This window comes from Enterococcus sp. LJL51, from assembly GCF_049894025.1.
GTDB lineage: Bacteria > Bacillota > Bacilli > Lactobacillales > Enterococcaceae > Enterococcus_L.
In genome coordinates this window covers 28,939-46,368 of the sequence record NZ_JBNEQE010000004.1, presented here as the reverse complement: position 1 = coordinate 46,368, position 17,430 = coordinate 28,939, and the positions used below count along the sequence as shown (strand labels likewise).

The 17,430-nt window shown below is 38.2% G+C and carries 18 protein-coding genes; 11 read left to right on the top strand and 7 right to left on the bottom strand.

Annotated features, from left to right (window positions below; all coding sequences use genetic code 11):
- Nucleotides 1–91 precede the first annotated feature (91 nt).
- The gene (locus ACPWSO_RS05565; protein ID WP_426081858.1) at nt 92–2,020 is read right to left on the bottom strand and encodes a heavy metal translocating P-type ATPase; all 1,929 of its coding nucleotides are present in this window, start codon (nt 2,018–2,020) and stop codon (nt 92–94) included.
- 408 nt (nt 2,021–2,428) lie between these two features.
- On the opposite strand from ACPWSO_RS05565, the gene ACPWSO_RS05560 reads away from it, so the two are divergent.
- From ACPWSO_RS05560 to ACPWSO_RS05510, 11 genes are all read left to right on the top strand, one after another.
- Nucleotides 2,429–3,097 (top strand): response regulator transcription factor, encoded by a 669-nt coding sequence (locus ACPWSO_RS05560; RefSeq protein ID WP_426081857.1) that lies wholly within the window; start codon nt 2,429–2,431, stop codon nt 3,095–3,097.
- Nucleotides 3,088–4,182 carry a sensor histidine kinase gene (locus tag ACPWSO_RS05555; RefSeq protein WP_426081856.1) on the top strand — a complete coding sequence of 365 codons (1,095 nt, stop codon included), beginning with the start codon at nt 3,088–3,090 and terminating at the stop codon, nt 4,180–4,182. The genes ACPWSO_RS05560 and ACPWSO_RS05555 overlap by 10 nt, the downstream gene beginning before the upstream one ends.
- An 85-nt stretch (nt 4,183–4,267) precedes the next feature.
- Nucleotides 4,268–5,533 (top strand): hypothetical protein, encoded by a 1,266-nt coding sequence (locus ACPWSO_RS05550; RefSeq protein WP_426081855.1) that lies wholly within the window; start codon nt 4,268–4,270, stop codon nt 5,531–5,533.
- Nucleotides 5,533–6,189, top strand: a complete 657-nt coding sequence (locus ACPWSO_RS05545; protein WP_426081854.1) for an ATP-binding cassette domain-containing protein — start codon at nt 5,533–5,535, stop codon at nt 6,187–6,189. The genes ACPWSO_RS05550 and ACPWSO_RS05545 overlap by 1 nt, the downstream gene beginning before the upstream one ends.
- Before the next feature lie 14 nt (nt 6,190–6,203).
- A complete protein-coding gene (locus tag ACPWSO_RS05540) occupies nt 6,204–7,691 on the top strand; it encodes an ABC transporter permease (RefSeq protein ID WP_426081853.1) in 1,488 nt (495 codons plus the stop codon).
- 12 nt (nt 7,692–7,703) lie between these two features.
- Entirely contained in the window at nt 7,704–8,378 is a 675-nt protein-coding gene (locus ACPWSO_RS05535; protein ID WP_426081852.1) for an ABC transporter ATP-binding protein, read from the top strand.
- The gene (locus ACPWSO_RS05530; protein ID WP_426081851.1) at nt 8,371–9,891 is read left to right on the top strand and encodes a PASTA domain-containing protein; all 1,521 of its coding nucleotides are present in this window, start codon (nt 8,371–8,373) and stop codon (nt 9,889–9,891) included. Before ACPWSO_RS05535 ends, ACPWSO_RS05530 begins: the two co-directional genes overlap by 8 nt.
- A gap of 193 nt (nt 9,892–10,084) precedes the next feature.
- Nucleotides 10,085–10,606 carry a GNAT family N-acetyltransferase gene (locus ACPWSO_RS05525; RefSeq protein ID WP_426081850.1) on the top strand — a complete coding sequence of 174 codons (522 nt, stop codon included), beginning with the start codon at nt 10,085–10,087 and terminating at the stop codon, nt 10,604–10,606.
- Nucleotides 10,607–10,763: 157 nt separating this feature from the next.
- Entirely contained in the window at nt 10,764–10,949 is a 186-nt protein-coding gene (locus tag ACPWSO_RS05520; RefSeq protein ID WP_426081849.1) for a hypothetical protein, read from the top strand.
- A gap of 266 nt (nt 10,950–11,215) precedes the next feature.
- The gene (locus ACPWSO_RS05515; protein ID WP_426081848.1) at nt 11,216–11,584 is read left to right on the top strand and encodes a BlaI/MecI/CopY family transcriptional regulator; all 369 of its coding nucleotides are present in this window, start codon (nt 11,216–11,218) and stop codon (nt 11,582–11,584) included.
- Nucleotides 11,581–13,200 carry a M56 family metallopeptidase gene (locus tag ACPWSO_RS05510; RefSeq protein WP_426081847.1) on the top strand — a complete coding sequence of 540 codons (1,620 nt, stop codon included), beginning with the start codon at nt 11,581–11,583 and terminating at the stop codon, nt 13,198–13,200. The genes ACPWSO_RS05515 and ACPWSO_RS05510 overlap by 4 nt, the downstream gene beginning before the upstream one ends.
- 113 nt (nt 13,201–13,313) lie before the next feature.
- On the opposite strand, the gene ACPWSO_RS05505 is transcribed toward ACPWSO_RS05510, so the two are convergent.
- The 6 genes from ACPWSO_RS05505 to ACPWSO_RS05480 all read right to left on the bottom strand — a co-directional run bounded on the left by ACPWSO_RS05505 (nt 13,314) and on the right by ACPWSO_RS05480 (nt 17,421).
- Complete coding sequence (locus ACPWSO_RS05505; protein WP_426081846.1) at nt 13,314–13,613, bottom strand: hypothetical protein; 300 nt, start codon at nt 13,611–13,613, stop codon at nt 13,314–13,316.
- A gap of 273 nt (nt 13,614–13,886) precedes the next feature.
- On the bottom strand, nt 13,887–14,138 hold the full coding sequence (locus tag ACPWSO_RS05500; protein WP_426081845.1) for a hypothetical protein: 252 nt from the start codon (nt 14,136–14,138) through the stop codon (nt 13,887–13,889).
- A 147-nt stretch (nt 14,139–14,285) separates the two neighbouring features.
- Nucleotides 14,286–14,615 (bottom strand): hypothetical protein, encoded by a 330-nt coding sequence (locus ACPWSO_RS05495; protein ID WP_426081844.1) that lies wholly within the window; start codon nt 14,613–14,615, stop codon nt 14,286–14,288.
- The gene (locus tag ACPWSO_RS05490) at nt 14,615–15,241 is read right to left on the bottom strand and encodes a hypothetical protein (RefSeq protein ID WP_426081843.1); all 627 of its coding nucleotides are present in this window, start codon (nt 15,239–15,241) and stop codon (nt 14,615–14,617) included. The genes ACPWSO_RS05495 and ACPWSO_RS05490 overlap by 1 nt, the downstream gene beginning before the upstream one ends.
- A gap of 260 nt (nt 15,242–15,501) precedes the next feature.
- Nucleotides 15,502–15,849 carry a hypothetical protein gene (locus tag ACPWSO_RS05485; protein ID WP_426081842.1) on the bottom strand — a complete coding sequence of 116 codons (348 nt, stop codon included), beginning with the start codon at nt 15,847–15,849 and terminating at the stop codon, nt 15,502–15,504.
- A 15-nt stretch (nt 15,850–15,864) separates the two neighbouring features.
- A complete protein-coding gene (locus tag ACPWSO_RS05480) occupies nt 15,865–17,421 on the bottom strand; it encodes a hypothetical protein (protein ID WP_426081841.1) in 1,557 nt (518 codons plus the stop codon).
- Nucleotides 17,422–17,430: the final 9 nt, after the last annotated feature.

Here is a 17,430-nt window from a genome sequence, read left to right as displayed (position 1 = left end):
CCAATAAGCAGTACTTTCTCTGTAGTGTTTATTTGAATGAAAAGAACCAAACAAAACGAATCATCCGTTTTGTTTGGCTCTTTAGCTTTTTCTATTCTTTTACTGGAAGCAACAAGCGCAGACCATTTAGGATGACTAGCAAGGTACTGCCTTCATGGGCAATAACACCAATAGCGATATCCATCTTTCCTAGAAGATTCAAAATGACCAGCATGGCAACAATCAACATTGAAAAGATGATATTTTGCCAGACAATTTTATTTAGACGCTTTGCTACTTTGTGCGCATAGCTGAACTTTTTCAAATCATTTTTCATTAATACTGCATCAGCCACGTCAATTGCAATATCAGTGCCGTCTCCCATCGCAAAGCCGATATCAGCGGCGACTAGGGCGGGAGCATCATTGACGCCGTCTCCCAGCATGGCAGTCATACCATATTGCTGCTGCTGTTCTTTAATAATCTGTGATTTGTTTTCTGGAAGTACATTGCCGACAACTTCATCAATACCGATAAGTTTGCCTACAGCTTGTCCTGTTTTTTCTGCATCACCAGTAATCATTGTAGTATGGATATTTTGTGCCTTCAGATAGTTAATGACTTCTTCAGCCTGCTGATTTGGCACGTCCATCATAGCAATCAGTCCGACGACCTCTGCATTTTCAGCAAAGTAGACAACGGTTTTTCCTTCCAACGCATACTGTTCTTTTTTTCTTTCGATAATCACAGGAGTATTTTCGAACAATTCAGGCTTACCCACTCTAAAGGTTTGACCAGCATACTCAGCAGTTAAACCTTTACCGATTTCATTAGAGACCTCCAATGATAAATCATTCCCAGCTGGGAATTTAGCCAATATCGCAGCGGCCAAGGGATGGTTCGCTGTTTTTTCCATAGAAGAGAGTATTTGGATCCAGTCCTTTTCTACCTGAGCATTTTCCGTATGGAAATAGTAATCTGTAACCACTGGTTTTCCTTCAGTTAACGTACCAGTTTTATCAAAAGCCACAGCTTTGATATCTGCTAAATTAGCCAAGTAGGAACCGCCTTTAAAAAGTACCCCGCGCTTTGCTAAATTGGAAATACCAGAAAGTGTTGCTGGTACAGCACTAGCAGCTAGTGCACAGGGAGAAGCTGAAATGAGAAGCACCATGCCGCGATAAAAGCTTAATTCCCAGCTCCAGCCTAAAATGAAAGGTGCTGTCAGAATGAATAAAGGAACAATAATCAAAACAGCAGTGACATATTTAGGCTCCAATAGCTTGATTTTAGTAGCTGTTTTAGACATATTATTTTGAGATTGCTTCACCAATTGAATAATTTTTGCAAAAACAGTGTCTTGACTATCTTTAGTAACTTCCATTGTAAAAGAGCCGTTGCCGTTTATCGTGCTGCCGAATACGAAGTCTCCAGCTGATTTTTCTTTTGGTATACTCTCTCCGTTGATGGATGACTCGTCAACAACTGAAGTTCCTGAAACAATTACGCCATCGGTTGGAATCTGATCGCCGTTCAGGACCTGAAGCGTGTCACCGATTTTTAATGTATCCACAGCAACGGAAATGGTTGTCCCATCCTTTTGAATCAGGCGTGCTTCAGTTGGATTCATCTTTAAAAGGTTAGTAATTTCCCGTTTGCTTTTTCCTTCGGCATAATCTTCAAGGAAATGAGCGCCGGCGAAAATCAAAATTAATAAAGCTCCTTCATCAAAGTCCCCAATGATTGATGCCCCCAGCGCAGCAAGTGTCATAAGGATGTGCACATTAGGCAGAAACTTCTTCTGCTTCAAGCTGTCTTTCACAGTATCGCCAAAGCCTTCGATGATGACATGCTGCCCCGCTGACAACATAGAGAAAATATATAAAAGAGTCCGCAGCAGGTTTTCTTCAGGAATTAAGAAGGCAGCCAAGTAGGCAGCCAATCCTGCAAAAAATAATACAACAGGCATATTGCCATGACTATGTTCGTGATCGCAGCCGCCTTGTTCATGTGTATGTTCTTTTGTATGTGTGTGTTCCATGATTCCTCATCCTTTCAGTTAATAAATAGTAATGATTACACTTACATGAATAATCGTTCATATCTTCATGCTTATTATATATGAATATACGTTCATGTGTCAAGCTGAAAACTAAAGAAAAATAAAAATAGCAGGGTTATTAATATTTTTGCTGCTGAAACCTCTGTATTCCTGATTATCTTATTTAGATAATCAGGAATAAACCTTCAGATTCGAGGTTTGAACAGAAGGATGCATTGACGTTGCTGTCAAAAAATGAAATACTTTAATAACTGTTTTATAGACTGCTGGCTATAGTATGTAATTGTAATTTTTTTGTGAATAATCAAGAGATTTTGTGTAAAAAGGCACAAAACACTTTTAATTTTTGGTTAAATGAATGTGAGTAAACTAGGGGAGGAATCTATAATGAGGGTTCTAATTGTTGAGGATAATCGAGAACTGGCGCTGTCAGTAAAAAAAAGTTTGGTGAAGGAAAACATTTCAGTAGATTTAGCATTTACAGGTGAAGAAGGAGAAGAGAAAGCTTATATTACAGAATATGATGCCATTTTACTGGACTTGAATTTACCTGGAAAAGATGGACTGTCTGTTTTGTCTTTTCTACGGGAAGCAGGTGTTGAGACGCCTGTTATTATCGTCACTGCCCGTCACGAGATTGAAGAACGGGCAAAGGGACTGGATAACGGAGCAGATGATTATTTAGTAAAGCCGTTTGAACTCGTAGAGCTGATGGCGCGTATCCGGGCAGTTGTTCGGCGTTTTCACGGCCGAACGTCACCAAATATTTCAATTGGCGGTCTCTTAGTCAATACAGTAAAACGGGAGGTTTCCTTTAAGGGCAATACAGTCGTACTGAAGCCAAAAGAGTTTGATATTCTATTATATATTGCACAGAAATCACCAGCAGTTGTTTCGATGGAGGAAATTGCCGAGCATATCTATGATGAGAGTTTCGATCCCTTTTCCTCTGTTCTACGGGTTCATATGGCCAGGCTAAAGAAACAACTGGCAGCATCTGCCGGTAAGGAATTATTGAAAACAATTCGAGCGAAGGGGTATCAATTATGCGAATGAACATGAAAATAGGAATAGTCATTGGTATATTTTCACTAGTTATCACAGGGGCGATTGTCGGCGGCTTTTATATGTGGCGGGAATCCTTAAATTCAGTAGACACAGGAACGGCTTTAGGGAGCAGCGTGTATGTGATGAGTAATCAGGAACAGGTGAGTGCACTAGAAAATGAAGTAATAGATGTCAATGCGGCATCTATTATCAGTACTGCTGAGTTAAATGATTTTTATATTCAGTCTTTTTCTCAGAATCTGCCGATAATCGTTGGGGTTATCTGCGGTATATTGATTCTGTCCACAATGATTTTATGGATGATTTTGAAGCGAATTCAAACCAAACAGACCATTTCGATTATTGAAGAGCTGAGGATGATTGATGGAGATTCTCAATTGAAAAACTTGGACAATGGCATCCAAAAAGCTCTAGATACGCTGCGGGAAAACTATGCAGCTAGTCTGGAGGACTACAAACGATTGAGCAGCTACATGACCCATGATCAGAAAAATACAATTGCAGTATTAAAAACAAATCTGGAACAACAGGAGGATACAGAAGATGATTTGCGTCTTCTTTCACGACTGACGGATGGGGTGGATGATATTCTGACCTTGGCCGGAAGTGAAGATGAAGCAGTCGGAATCGTGGATGTTTCGTTGATTTGTGCGGAGGTTTGCGACACCTATCGTAAATTTTATCCAGATTTACATTTTACATTTGCAGAGGATCAGCCCCTTGAGATTCTCGGTAAAGAACGCTGGTTGTATCGAGCGCTGTCCAACCTGCTGGATAATGCGGTGAAATATGGCTGCAACCAAGCCGTTAATGTTTCAGTTTCTGCTGAAAAAAATAGTATAGTTGTTGCTATCGAAGATCATGGTTATGGCTTAGATGAAGAAAAAAGGCAGCAGATTTTTGAGCATAAGTATCGAGTGAACGGTCTGAAGCAGGATGGTTACGGTATCGGCTTGTCTGTTGTAAAACATGTTTGCAGCTTGTGCAGAGGTTCAGTCTATGTTGAGAGCCTAAGAGATCAGGGGTCAACATTCTATTTGAGTTTTCCATCCGTTACCGGTGAGTCCTTGTGATTCACCGGAACTATTTTTCTACAGTTAACATTCAGTTAACAATCAATTTGATAAAGTAAGAGTCAGAAAGGAGTACCCCTCGATTATGCAAAGTCTTAAACATGCATACTTCAACCTAAAACTAAATAAAATACACACACTTGGTAAATTTTTATTTTTGGTTTTTCTTTTAACAGCAGCATTTAGTCTTATCGACAGTCTTAAAAGCTTCGATAGAGAAATTGAAGTTAGCAGAAGCTCTTATAGCAAACAGGTATTAATCATTCCAAAAACAAAAGAAGCAGCTAATCAGCTGACAATTAAAGAGCTGAAAAGGTTTGGTGAATCGAATTACTTATCCTCTGTTGCGGTTGAAGGCAATATTTTCTTTGGACCTACACAAGACATAGAGAACGAAACAACTCCAGCAGAAACAGTAGTTTCCGAGTATAATTCAGTAAATCTTTTAGGCTTTGAATCAAAACAGCTGGAACAGGAATTGAAAAACAAGCTGACAGCAGGTACATATTTATTAAGCAACAATGAGTGTTTAATCAGCAGCAATTATAGTAAGATGAACAAGCTGTCTATAGGCGATACGGCTGTTTTTCAATCCAATGGCCATGAGATTTTACTGACTGTTAAGGGGATTTATGAACAATTAGAAAACCTCTACGCAATTGAGGAAATCTACACAACAACAGAGGCTTTGACTCAAATTAGCCAGCAGCTCTCAAAAGAGGTTCAGTGGAGTGCGGTCTACCTATTGAAGGATAAGAATCAGCTCTCCGATTTTACAGCTGAACTGAAGAAAAAAGGTTTGTCTGATCAATATTTGGTAGAAAGCAACGCAGAAGCCTACAACAACGAAGTAGTTTGGCTGAAACAGGGACTGCAGCAAGCAAAGAGCTATCTATTGACCTTATCGATATTTGGCGGAATCAGCCTTTATTGGCTGACACTGCTGGAGAAAAATAAACGGCAGTCAGCCGTTGGCTACTTGACTACCTTGAGAGTGAAAAAAGCAAAGCAATTGATTGCTTGCGTAGTTGAAAATTTTTTACTGGTACTTGCAGCTGCATTAATCAGTACAGTCCTTTCTCTATTTTTAGCACCTGTTATAGGCGACCTGTTGTTAACCAGCGCTGCTGGAAAAGCTGCATCTGGAAGCAGCAGCTTCTCACTAAGTACAGAGATGGTTGTTTACACAGATGTTGATGAACCAATCAGTGAAGCTGTGATCCTAGTTTCCATTGCAGCAGAAAAAATCTGGTTCTTTTTAGCAGCTTTGATGCTTTCCTGTGGCTATGGACTATATACAATCGGCCGTTTTCAACTGCGGAATCGACTGTTGAAAGGGGAGCTGAAGTGATGGAAATTGTAAAAATGACCGAAGTGAGCTATCAATTAGCAGAGAAAGCAGAAGCGTTATTTGAAAGGATCACAATTCAGCTGGAAAGCGGCAGTGTCTATTTAATCTTAAGCGACTCAGGTATAGAAAAAAGTGGATTTGCTGCTGTATTGGCTGGTTTAGAAAAGCCAACCTCTGGCGAACTTCGCTATCATTCTCTGTTGTTGAACGATGGCGAACTAGCTGTAGATCAGATTGGTACGGTGTTTCAACAGGATAACTTTATTCCTGAATTTTCACCGCTGGAAAATATTTACTACTATCAGCAGATAATCAAGCAGCCAAAAAGAAAAAAAGAGTGCCTAAGCTATCTTGCCGCTTTTGGAATTGACAAAAAGTCAGCGGGAATTCCTCTCGTAAAAAGTAGTCTGTTTATTCAGAAAAAGTATTGCCTTGCAAAAGCAATGGCTTGCAGACCCAAGCTTTTAGTATTGGATCATTTATTTTCAGGAGTAGGCTTTCCTAGACAAGAATGCCTAATGGACTATTTAAGAACACAGGCGGATGAAGAAGATGTGTGTATCGTTATTTTGACAGAGGAACAGTTTTTAGGAAAATATGCAGATGAGGTTTGGGGATTAAATCGTGGGAGACTTTCTTTTATCAAGTCAAGATAAAAAGGAGAATCCGTATGAATTATTTCCAGCGTGCCATTCGAAGTGTCACCAGAAGAAAAGGAAAATCAATTATTTTATTTGCAGTTATTTTCATATTAGGAAATGTAATTGCAGGAGCGATTGCGATTCAGCAGTCTACTCAGAATGTGGAAAAGAAAATTAAGAGCGAATTAGGGGCAACCGCAACTGTCGATTTGGATTACGAAAAAATTATGGCTGAGAACCCCGGTAATTCTTTTCAGGCGCCAACAGGACTGTCTGAAGAAGAGATAAAAAAAATCGGCAGCTCTCCATATGTTAAGGAATATGACTATAGTACAGGCGGTTACATTCAGGTGAAAAATCTAAAGACCTATGAGTTAGAGATGGAGGGCGGCTCTTTTTCAATCAACGCTCCGAAAGCCGTGCTTTTAAAAGGGACAAACTTAGAGACGCCACCGGATTTCTCCAGTAAAAAGCTGAAGCTAACAGAAGGACGGACTTTTACAAAAGAAGAGATTGAAGGGGACAAACCGGTTGCTATTATTTCTGAAGAGCTGGCTGAGAAAAATGGTGTAGGCGTGGGCGATCAAATGGTGTTGGACGGTAACCACTATTCCTATACAGATGACGGCGGAATGTCGGAAGCGATGAAAGGCGACGATCATCCTGTAGAGATTATCGGTCTGTTTAAGCCTGAAACGGTTGAGAAAAAAGCTAATGATGACGGCTCGAAAAAGGATATTAACAGTGAAATTATGGCAACCGATCAGTTCAACACTATTTATATGCCGAACAATGCAGTTAAAGCGATTAATTCACTAGAATATGCTTCTGGAAAACGTTTGGTTCCGGACAATTACACGGAGGATTACACAGAAGAAACAATGAATGCCGCTACACCAACCTACATCTTAAAAAATCCAGATGATGTAGATGCGTTTAAAGAGGAAACAGAACCGCTGATTCCTGAATTCTTTAAACTAAGTGCCTCTACCGATGAATATGAGCAAGTTGGCGGAAGTATGAAAAAGCTTTCTGAAATTTCAAGCTATGTTGTTATTATTGCAATTGTGGCTACATTAGTCATCATTTCTCTAATTGTGGTCTTATTCCTTAGAGACCGGAGACATGAATTTGGTATTTATCTTTCGCTTGGCGAAAGAAGAAACCGGGTTCTTTCTCAAGTAGTCATCGAATTATTGGCAATCAGTATACTGGCCATGGGCATTTCATTGATTACGGGCAATCTGCTTGGCGATATGGTATCCAATTCATTATTGAGCAGCGACATGCTGGGCGATACGGCTAACTCATCAGCGAATGGCGGCATGGTCTACATTGCGGGAATGGGCAACACACCGTCAATCAGTCTGGAAGACATTACAGAAGCTTATGCAGTGAAGTTCTCTCTAAGCTATATCGTGACTTTCCTGGTAGCAGGACTGGCAACCATATTAGCATCTGCAGTTCTTCCGCTGATGTATATTTTACGCTTGAATCCCAAGAAAATCATGATGTAGGAGGAAATGACGATGGCAATTTTAGAAACGAAAGCAGTAACTTATTTTTATCAGGACGGCGACCGCAGAAGAAAAATTTTAGAAGAAACCTCAACATCATTTGAACAAGGGCGTTTCTATACAATTTTAGGACAATCAGGTTCAGGAAAAACGACTTTTTTATCACTGATTAGTGCATTGGACGAACCAAAATCAGGAGAAATTCTTTATAAGGGCAAAAACATCAAGGAGATTGGCTACGAAAATTACCGCAGAGACGATATCAGTATTATTTTCCAAAGCTACAATTTGGTTCCTTATCTGACTGCTCTGGAAAATGTGATGGTGGCGATGTCAGTGACTGATAATCAGCTGCCGGATTCTCCAAAGGATGTTGCCTATAATTTGTTGGATTATATTGGCATTACAAAATCCAAAGCTGACCGTTTGGTTAACCAGCTTTCCGGTGGGGAACAGCAGCGTGTAGCAATTGCTAGAGCATTAGCGACTAATGTAGATATTATTCTAGCCGATGAGCCTACGGGAAATCTTGATGAGGGGATGGAACGGGAAATTATCGATATTTTCAAAGATTTGGCTAAGGTTCATAATAAATGTGTAATAGTAGTCACTCACTCCAATGAAATCGCCAAACATTCAGACCAAACCTTATATTTAAAGCAAGGCGAGTTGATGCTGCATGAGTGATTTTCTGTCAAGCTTCAATAAGGATAATTATGATCCGGAAAAGAAAAAAAGATCTGCAGAAGCACCGCAGTCAACCGCTTCTGAAAGAAAACCAGAAGCAAATAGAAACGGGGCCGAGACAAACAGGAAGCAGCAGCCGGGAAGTCAGCAAAAAAATCAGTCGTCTGATCAGTCAACCTTGCGGGAGCGGGTAACAAAGGAGCTTCAATCAAGTGAACGATCATCGCCGCCACCGTCAGTACCAAATGTAGGGAGCCGGCGCAAAGAGGAAGAAACTGAATTTGATCCCACTTATAAAAAGAAACAAAATAAGAAAAAACGGATGATTATTCTGGGAAGTATTATCCTCTGTGGTTTAGGATTTTTTTTCTACTATCAAATGACTCATATCAAGTTGCCTGACTTTACAGGTAAGGAAGCTGCAGAAGCCAGAAGCTGGGCTAATGAGAATGGTATGAAGATAGAGCTGGAGCAAAAATATGACAATAAAACAGCAGCCAATCAGGTGCTGGGTCAAAATCCTAAACCAAATGCCAAAGTGAAAAAAGGCTCTAAGCTTAAACTAACAACCAGCTTAGGAGCAGACCCGGAGGAACAGCTGGCGCTGCCGAATTTTATGGCAATGTCTAAGTCTGAAGCTGAGAAATGGATCAAAGAGCAGCTAACAGATAATATCTCGATTATTGAAGAGTATCATGAAACCGAAGCGGCAGGGAAAGCTTTACGGATGGAATTTACCAATGGTGAAGTGACAAAGGAAAATTACCGTCGTAAGGATAAGCTGAAGCTTTATTATTCTAAAGGAAAAGAGACATATACAAAGAGCATTACAGTTCCAGACTTTACGAAAAAGACTAAATCGGAGGTAGAGAACTGGGCAAAAAATAATGAGATTGACTTGATCTTTGAAGAAGTCAGCTCGAATGATGTTCCACTGGATACAGTCATTTCTCAGAATATCGCCAAAGACGAAAAAATTGCTAAAAAAGATAAAATGACTGTAACGGTCTCTCTTGGCAAAGGGATGATTGTACCGGACTTTGCTCAATACACTCTTGAAGATGCAGCCACTGCGTTAGAAGGGCTGAATATTCAAGTAAAAACACTCTATACAGAAAACATGTCTTACGGGCAACTTGTTTCCCAAAGTGTTGCTGCCGGAACAGAGCTGACCAGTAAGGATGAAGCTGCTGTCAAAGTAGTTTACTCTGCCGGACAGCCTTATCTCAAAGATTTACGGGGTACTGTGGAAGGTGATCTACAAAAACTTTTTTATGATGAATTTCAGTCAAAAGGAGCAAACATTAATTACCAAATCCGTTATGTGGATTCAGCGGAAGCCAAAGGAACTGTGGTGGATATGAGTGCCCGCAATCAATACCTTCCGCTGAACTTTACCGTTTATCTAGATGTAAGTCTAGGGAATCTTAGCGGAGCTCAGCAATATGGCAACAATAATAACCAGCAGGGACAAGGGGAAAGCGACAACGATGAACCATCGGAAGCTGTTTAATCGCTGGTCTGCAAAAAGCAAGTATAGGAAAACGCAGGTTAGCGTTCTCTTATACTTGTTTTTTTACTTAAAGAGAAAAGTCTCCCTTAAAGTTTAGATTGATTTTAGGAGCTAAAAAATAGCAAAACGGACTTCTTTTGATTGGATGTATAGTAAAATAAAACTGTATAAACAAGAGGAGCTGAGATGGGCAATGAAATTGTATATGAGACAGGCAGCAGCCGCTGATTTAGATGAAATCATGGCGATTATTGAAGGCGCACGAAGGGGCCTAGCGTTACAAGGAATTCCTCAATGGCAGGATGGAACTGGACCAAATAGCGAAATAGTAAAAAAAGATATGTCAGACACAGTCAGTTATGTACTGATGTTGGAGGACGAGATTGTTGGTACCGGTGCACTTTTAACTGCTGAAGATCCGGCGTATGAAGAAATTCAGGAAGGAGGCTGGGATACTACAGCACCCCGCTATGTGTCAATTCATCGAATAGCAGTCAGTGACCAGCATCAGGGAAAAGCTTTCGCTGTCAGTCTTATCCGTTTTCTAATCACAGCCGCCAGACTTCAAGGGTTTACGGATATCCGTATTGATACCCATCCCCAAAATAAAATTATGCAGAAGGTCATTCAGCAGGCGGGCTTTGAATGGCGGGGAAATATTTTACTGGATGTTCCTGACGGTGAACGTTATGCTTATCAGCAGGTGTTAAATTAATATTTATTTGCAGTGAATGAAGATGTGATTCCAATAAATAAAGAGAATACATCAGCATGCGATATCAGTCTAAAGTCCAAGAATAATCAGACCTCCGATGGACGTCAGGCATTAGAAAAACTGGTAAGATTAATTCAAATAGACGGAGGACAGGAAAATGAATAAAAACAATAGTACAATTAAAAATATTTTTGTTATCGCACTGGTAATTATTATTGGTATCTCGTTACTAGGTGTTTTAGGAAATCTAATCGGCTTTGCAATTAAGTTACTTATCCCATGTGCAATCATCTACGTTATTTTCCGTTGGTTGTCAGGTGGAAAAGTTTCTACTCGGAGATAATAAAAAACAACTAAGAAATGAAGCAACTAAACAGGAAAAAAAGACAAATTCGCTGATACAGCCGGATTTGTCTTTTTTTGTTTGCTATTTAGACAGATGTTTTGCTAAGAGAAAGTTAAGTAAGGGAAGAAGAGTGTCTTTGAGAGATACATAGAAGCATATTTTTAGAGTTATAGCAATTAGCTGAAAAATTCAGTAGACAACTTTGTTCTATCGTAGTAGAATGAAATTATTCTATTGCAATAGAATAAAAAGGAGGGGTTATCTTGCAGCTATTTGAATCTGAAATGCAGATACTAAAGCTTCTTTGGCAAGAGGGGGAGCTAACTGCAAAAGAAATAGCCATGATTTTAGAAGAAAAGGTCGGCTGGAAAAAAACAACAACCTATACAGTAATAAAGAAATGCATTTCAAAAGGAATTGTAATGAAAAAAGACCCGCATTATATCTGTGTTCCGTTAATTTCTAAGGAAGAGGTTCAACGGGAAAAAGCAGATGAGCTGATTAAAGATGTGTTTGATGGATCTATTGATAATTTCTTTGCAGCATTTGTGTCAGGAAAAAAATTATCTGAGGAGAATGTTCACTTTTTAGAAAAATTGATTAATGAGTATAAAGATGAGGAAGACCAATGATTATTTTGGATAAAATTTTATCTATGACAATCAATGGCTCAGTCCTGATTCTTTTAATCCTGCTCTTCAGAAAATTTCTTGCTAACCGAATGACGAGAGAAATTATTTTGATGCTGTGGGAAGGAGCCTGCCTTGTGTTGATTTTTCCTATAACAGTAAGCATTCCCCAGCCCGTTGCTAATCCAATCAAGGAGACTGTACTTATCCGACAGGTAATTAATCAGCCGATTCAGCTAGTTAAAACGCACACACAGGCAGCGGTTTCTCAACCAGTATTAAAGACCGCAATCACGTCGAATCATCTACTGCTTGGCTTATATTTACTCGGTCTGATAATTTTTGGGTTACTGATTCTCATTGGCTACTATAGAAGCCAAAAGATTGCTAAGCAAGCTCTTCCTATAGGAGGACTTAGGATTGGTAATTTAGAAAAAAAATATAAGAAGCAACTGTTTCGTTCGCTAAAAATTCAGCAATCGGATCGAATTTATTCTCCTATGACATCAGGAATACTTTCACCCAAAATATTGCTTCCTTCTGACTTTGAGTATTCAGATGAAGAGAGCATACTGCTTGTTCTAACACATGAAATGGTGCACATTCAGCGCTGGGATAACTTAAGGAAGATTTGTCTGCTGTTTGTTTTGTGGCTGCATTGGTTCAATCCGCTGGTTTGGCTGATGTATTATTTTTATAGCTGTGATTTAGAAATCGTGTGTGACAAAGTTACACTAGCTAAATTAGGAAACAATTTTAAAAAGAAGTATGCGCATACACTCATTAAGTGGAATCGTTCAGAAGCAAAAATGATGCGGGTTCACCCTCATTTTTCCAAAAATCCTATAAAAGAAAGGATCGAAATCCTATTGAAGAAAAATAAAAGAAGTATATTGCTGAATATCGCTTCAATTATTGTTGTTGGGGGAACAGGTGTGATGCTTATTACCAAGTATGCATCTGCAAGTTCCTTAGCTAATCAAAAAAATGACACGACACAAAGTAGTACTGTTAGCTCAGCGGGAAATAATGCGACGGAACCAAGTAAAGAGGAACAGAGACAAGAAGGACAACCTAATAATTCAGTTGAAAAAATAGGAGATTATAACTTTAGCTATCTGGAAAAATATCAGGAGATGCAGGATAAAGCATCTGAAGAAGAAGGTCTGCCGCCGGGGTTATACTATGAAGCACCGACAACAACTATGGTAGAAAATCATAATAGCAGTCACGATGAGGTTCAAGCTGAGGCTGACAGCTATGGCCTGCTCTTTGAACCGGGGCCTTACTATGTCAACAGAAGAAAGGCTGAGCTTAGTTTGGAAGAAATAACCCTTTTTGAGCAAATGAAGGGCGGGGCAGCTTATCTAGAGTCGGAAGAATGGCTGCTGGTTGAGCATCCTGATTATACCAATAAATTGGAGCAGCACCGGGTTATCTACTCTGATGGAACAACTCTGAAAACAAGCTTTGTTTATGATTTGAATTTAGATAGTATCGTAATGATTACAAACGAGGATTACACCTATGGTCAAGGACACGGTATTGAGTTAAAAGCAGCTGTTAACGACAATCTGGAATTCATCTATGAAATCGAACGCACCAGATATGGACAATAAAAGGGAAAAAAGACGAATATATAGATTAGAAAAAGGAGTTTAGCAGTCTTGCTAAGTAAAAAATGAGAGGGGGCACTCAATTTCAGTGACCCCTCTCAATCTCTTTGTTGCTATTAAGCTTTTGCAGGTGCTTTCGGTTCACGACCTAAGATAGCCTGCAGGACTGTTAACACACCATATGATGCTAGAACAGCATAAATCAGACTTGAATACGTTGTGATATCGAAATCCCAAGTTTTATAAATAACTAATACAATAGCTAATACGATACCTGCTAATACGTTGAATAGAGCAAAAGCCCAAAGATTTCCGTTTTCCTTGCGCGATAGATAAAAAACAGAAAAACCAAGACTCAACACACCCCATGCAATACATACTAGGATTGCTGCCCAATAAATAATAAATGCGACCACAATTTTCACCTCACTTTGTTCAGTAGTATTCTATCACGTTCTTTATTCTTTGTCATGAAAAGGTAATGAAAAAAAGTTTGAATATCTGTAGCTTCTATTCGTCAGGATTACAAAAAGATATGTCCAGCACAAGTATTTTTGTTCTCAATCTGTAGCGACAGCTTTTGTTAGCTACTGGCAACTTGATTAGTGAGTTCGAGCTTACTAGTCAAGGCTCTATCTTTTCGATTCCCGTTGAATGATAGAGTGCCTTTTTAATTTATCTAGTAATCTTTAATTACTGTCAAACGCTTCTTTTTCTAAACTATAAATATTAAATTTTCCTTCTTTAAAATAGAAAAGTCTTTCACAAACTCTGCACTCCCACATTGACCCTAAAGGCATATTATCCACAAGTTCTTCTACGGTTTTCGGATTTGACTCTAACACATCATAATACTCGTTCTCTGGAAAAATAATTAAAGGATTCGTTGTTTCCAAATTCTCATCATTAAGCACATTTCCACATAAACATTTTATTTTCACGATTAAATCACTCTTCTATTTTATAAATGTAATTCTATCAACTATAGCTTTTGTTAGCTACTGGCAACTTGATTAGTGAGATTAATCCTTACTATCAAGACTCGATCACTTTATTACCAGTCTTGTGATTGAGTGCCTTTTTATTTTCTAAAAAATATATAATATATCTTGTTCTGAAGTAAATGCAGTTGGAATTACTTTTTCTAGATTCTCTATCCTACTTCTCATATATTCTCTGTCTTCCCCATGAAGATTCGCTATAGCCCATTCTTTTAATAAACCCAATTCTTTTAAAACAATATCTAGACTAGTTTTATTAAATTCTGCTCCGTCTTGTATATACTTAATATTTAATTCTGCTATAGCTTTCTCCCAAAACTTTTCATAAAAAGATTCAGAAGAGATATTCTCACTCAATATCACTTTGGAATTTTCGTTGTAAATATCACCATCGTATTTAAATAGCCCTACTGACATTATTTCTTACCTCCATATATTGCACTAAAATTATAATCAGGATATTTCTTTTGTAAAATGCTAATTTGCTCTTGAACAGCTTCACGTAGTGCTGGAGTATCCGCGTCAATTCTAAATGTATAATCCTTTATATTCTTTATTTCATCAACGGAAGAAACCAATCCACTATCGCCTCCGGATATACTAATATCTTTTTGGTTTAAAGCATCTAATCTGTTAGAACCCTTCTTAAATATATGCTTCTGAGCCCACTGTTTTTCAGTTTGAGGAAAATCAGGATTTTCCATGTATAGTTTAGCAGCAGACTTATCTTCATAAATAACTTTGTTAACTAAATCCACTTCATCTAACTCTGTATTAAGTTTTCCATGGATATTAATTTCTTTAGGATTAGATTTAGCCCCATTGGCTTTCTTAATGGCTAAATCATCTAAGTCGTCCATAACATTTGCCACATTAGTGGAGGTCGTTACTTTGGTTTGAGATTTCCTTGCCGTATAAGTTAGTCCAGCAAGCAAGGCTAAATCTAATAATCCAGTCTTATTCGCCATCCAATAAGCAGATTCTACATGAGCACCAGCTTGACTGTACCATTCCCAGCCTGTGTAGCTAAGCCATTCTTTCAATAGGTATATGTTTCCTCACTAAATTTTATCATGATAGACAAAAAAACGGTATCAATGATTGAACATTCACTAATACCGTTTTTTAATTCATATTTAGAGATCTAAATTATACATTTTAGTAGGAGACTTCTTTGGATTTTTGTATCATATATTATAGATAGTTTTTTGTTAGCTACTGGCAACTTGATTAGTGAGTTCTAACTTACTAGTCTAGGCTTTACTAACTGACGTCAATCAGATAGTAAAGTGCCTTTTTTATTTTATGTGTATTCTATAAAAATACTGTTACTTGAATTGTTTTTTAATAATTCTATTATTTTTGTCAATATATCTTGGGAAACTTTGCCTAACGTTGATTTATCAATTGATTCAAATTGTTTTAATGCTTCTTGATTGTTTGGGATTTCCCAAGGACTTTCATCATACCAACCCTCATCTAAATTATAATAATATGCTAAAGACTGCCATTTACCATCCACAGGTTGTATCGCTCTCATTATTTCATCAAAATATCCATCCCACATTTCGATACCCACTTTTTCATTTTCTGAAAAAGTATAAATATCAATTTCAGGGTTTCCCTCAAATCCTTCATAATAATTATCCATATATCGTATTCCTTTCTATTCTTTCCAGTGACCATCTGTTAACATTTTATCTTGTTCAGGTGTACTGACACCATTTTTTCTATCAGTTATTGCTTTTTGCCACTCATTTTTGCTAACCCACTTATCTTTGCCAACCATTATCTGTTGTACCTTTTGTTTACCATCTGGAGTTCCATGGATTTTTTTCTCAACAACAAATGTATTTCCTTGTCCTTCTGGTGCTCCTGGTGTTCTAGTATGCCAACGCACTTCAATTGTCTCTCCATTTTCTTTCCACTTATAAGATATTTGTTCATACCCATTTTTAGATTGAGCTTTTATATTTGCATTTTCTGGAATATTTATTGGAGATTTTTTCTTATATTGATTGGCTAGCTTCAACTGCTCTGCCTCAGTTAAAGTAGAAAGTTTTGGAACATTACTTCTATTGGCTTTCTTAATGGCTAAATCATCTAAGTCATCCATAACATTTGCCACATTAGTGGAGGTCGTTACTTTGGTTTGTGATTTACTTGCCGCATAGGTTAGTCCAGCAAGCAAGGCTAAATCTAATAATCCAGTCTTATTCGCCATCCAATAAGCAGATTCTACGTGAGCACCAGCTTGACTGTACCATTCCCAGCCTTTGGGTACTTGATGTTTTGTTAAGTAGTTTTTACCGTTACCTTTTCGCCGAGCAGCTAAATCTAATTCATAAATTTTTTCCCAGCCTACAACTTCATACATACCTTCTAATTTTTTGCCGTATTTTTCAACATAATTCTGAAGTTCATCATCAAAAACACGGACACCATCTTTATCAATGAACCAATTCACTTTTATTTCTTTTGTGACAGGGTCTTCATATGGCCAAGCATAGATAGTGTATTTCTCAAGTTCTTTGATTTTTTTCTCATGAAATTCTTTTTCTTTTTGCTTGATATTATCCGCTCTAATTTGCCATTTTTCTGAAACGGTGGTTGTCCATCTGAGGTCTTTGGGAATCGAAAAGCTGCTGCCTGTCCAGGCAGCTCCCGCTTGGCTTGCCCCTTGATTTACGATAGATTCCAATTCTGAAATAGAAGAAAAAATTTCAGGAGAATTAGCATGAAATGTTTTTAGTTTTTCCAATTTATCTTGTAAAACTTTTTTTGAATCGACCAGTAGTTCTCTAGCACGACTATTCTGATTTAGTTGTCGTATTTTAAAATTATCGGCGATATCTTTACTCTCAATCGTAGAACGAATGACGTCTAAGTTGTTGATTTGGGACTCAAGCTGCCGAATTCTTTCCTCAAGCTCATCGGACTTTAAATCGCCGCTATCTACAGTTGATTGATAATCCTTTACAAACTTTTGGCAGGCTTCTCCAACTGCTTCTGACAACAAAATTCCAGCTTTTACTAGTGGAATTAAGACAGTGTTGTAGAATGCCTTTCCATTGTTGTAAGCAGTAGAATTAAGACGATTTTCACCAACAAACTGCTGCAAAGCTTGAATCATTGTTTGGTAAGCCTGTTGATCAGATTGACTTTTTGCTAAGGTGCTACTTGCTTGGCTTTGAGACGAACCAACAAACATATCAATGCCCATCTGCTTGGT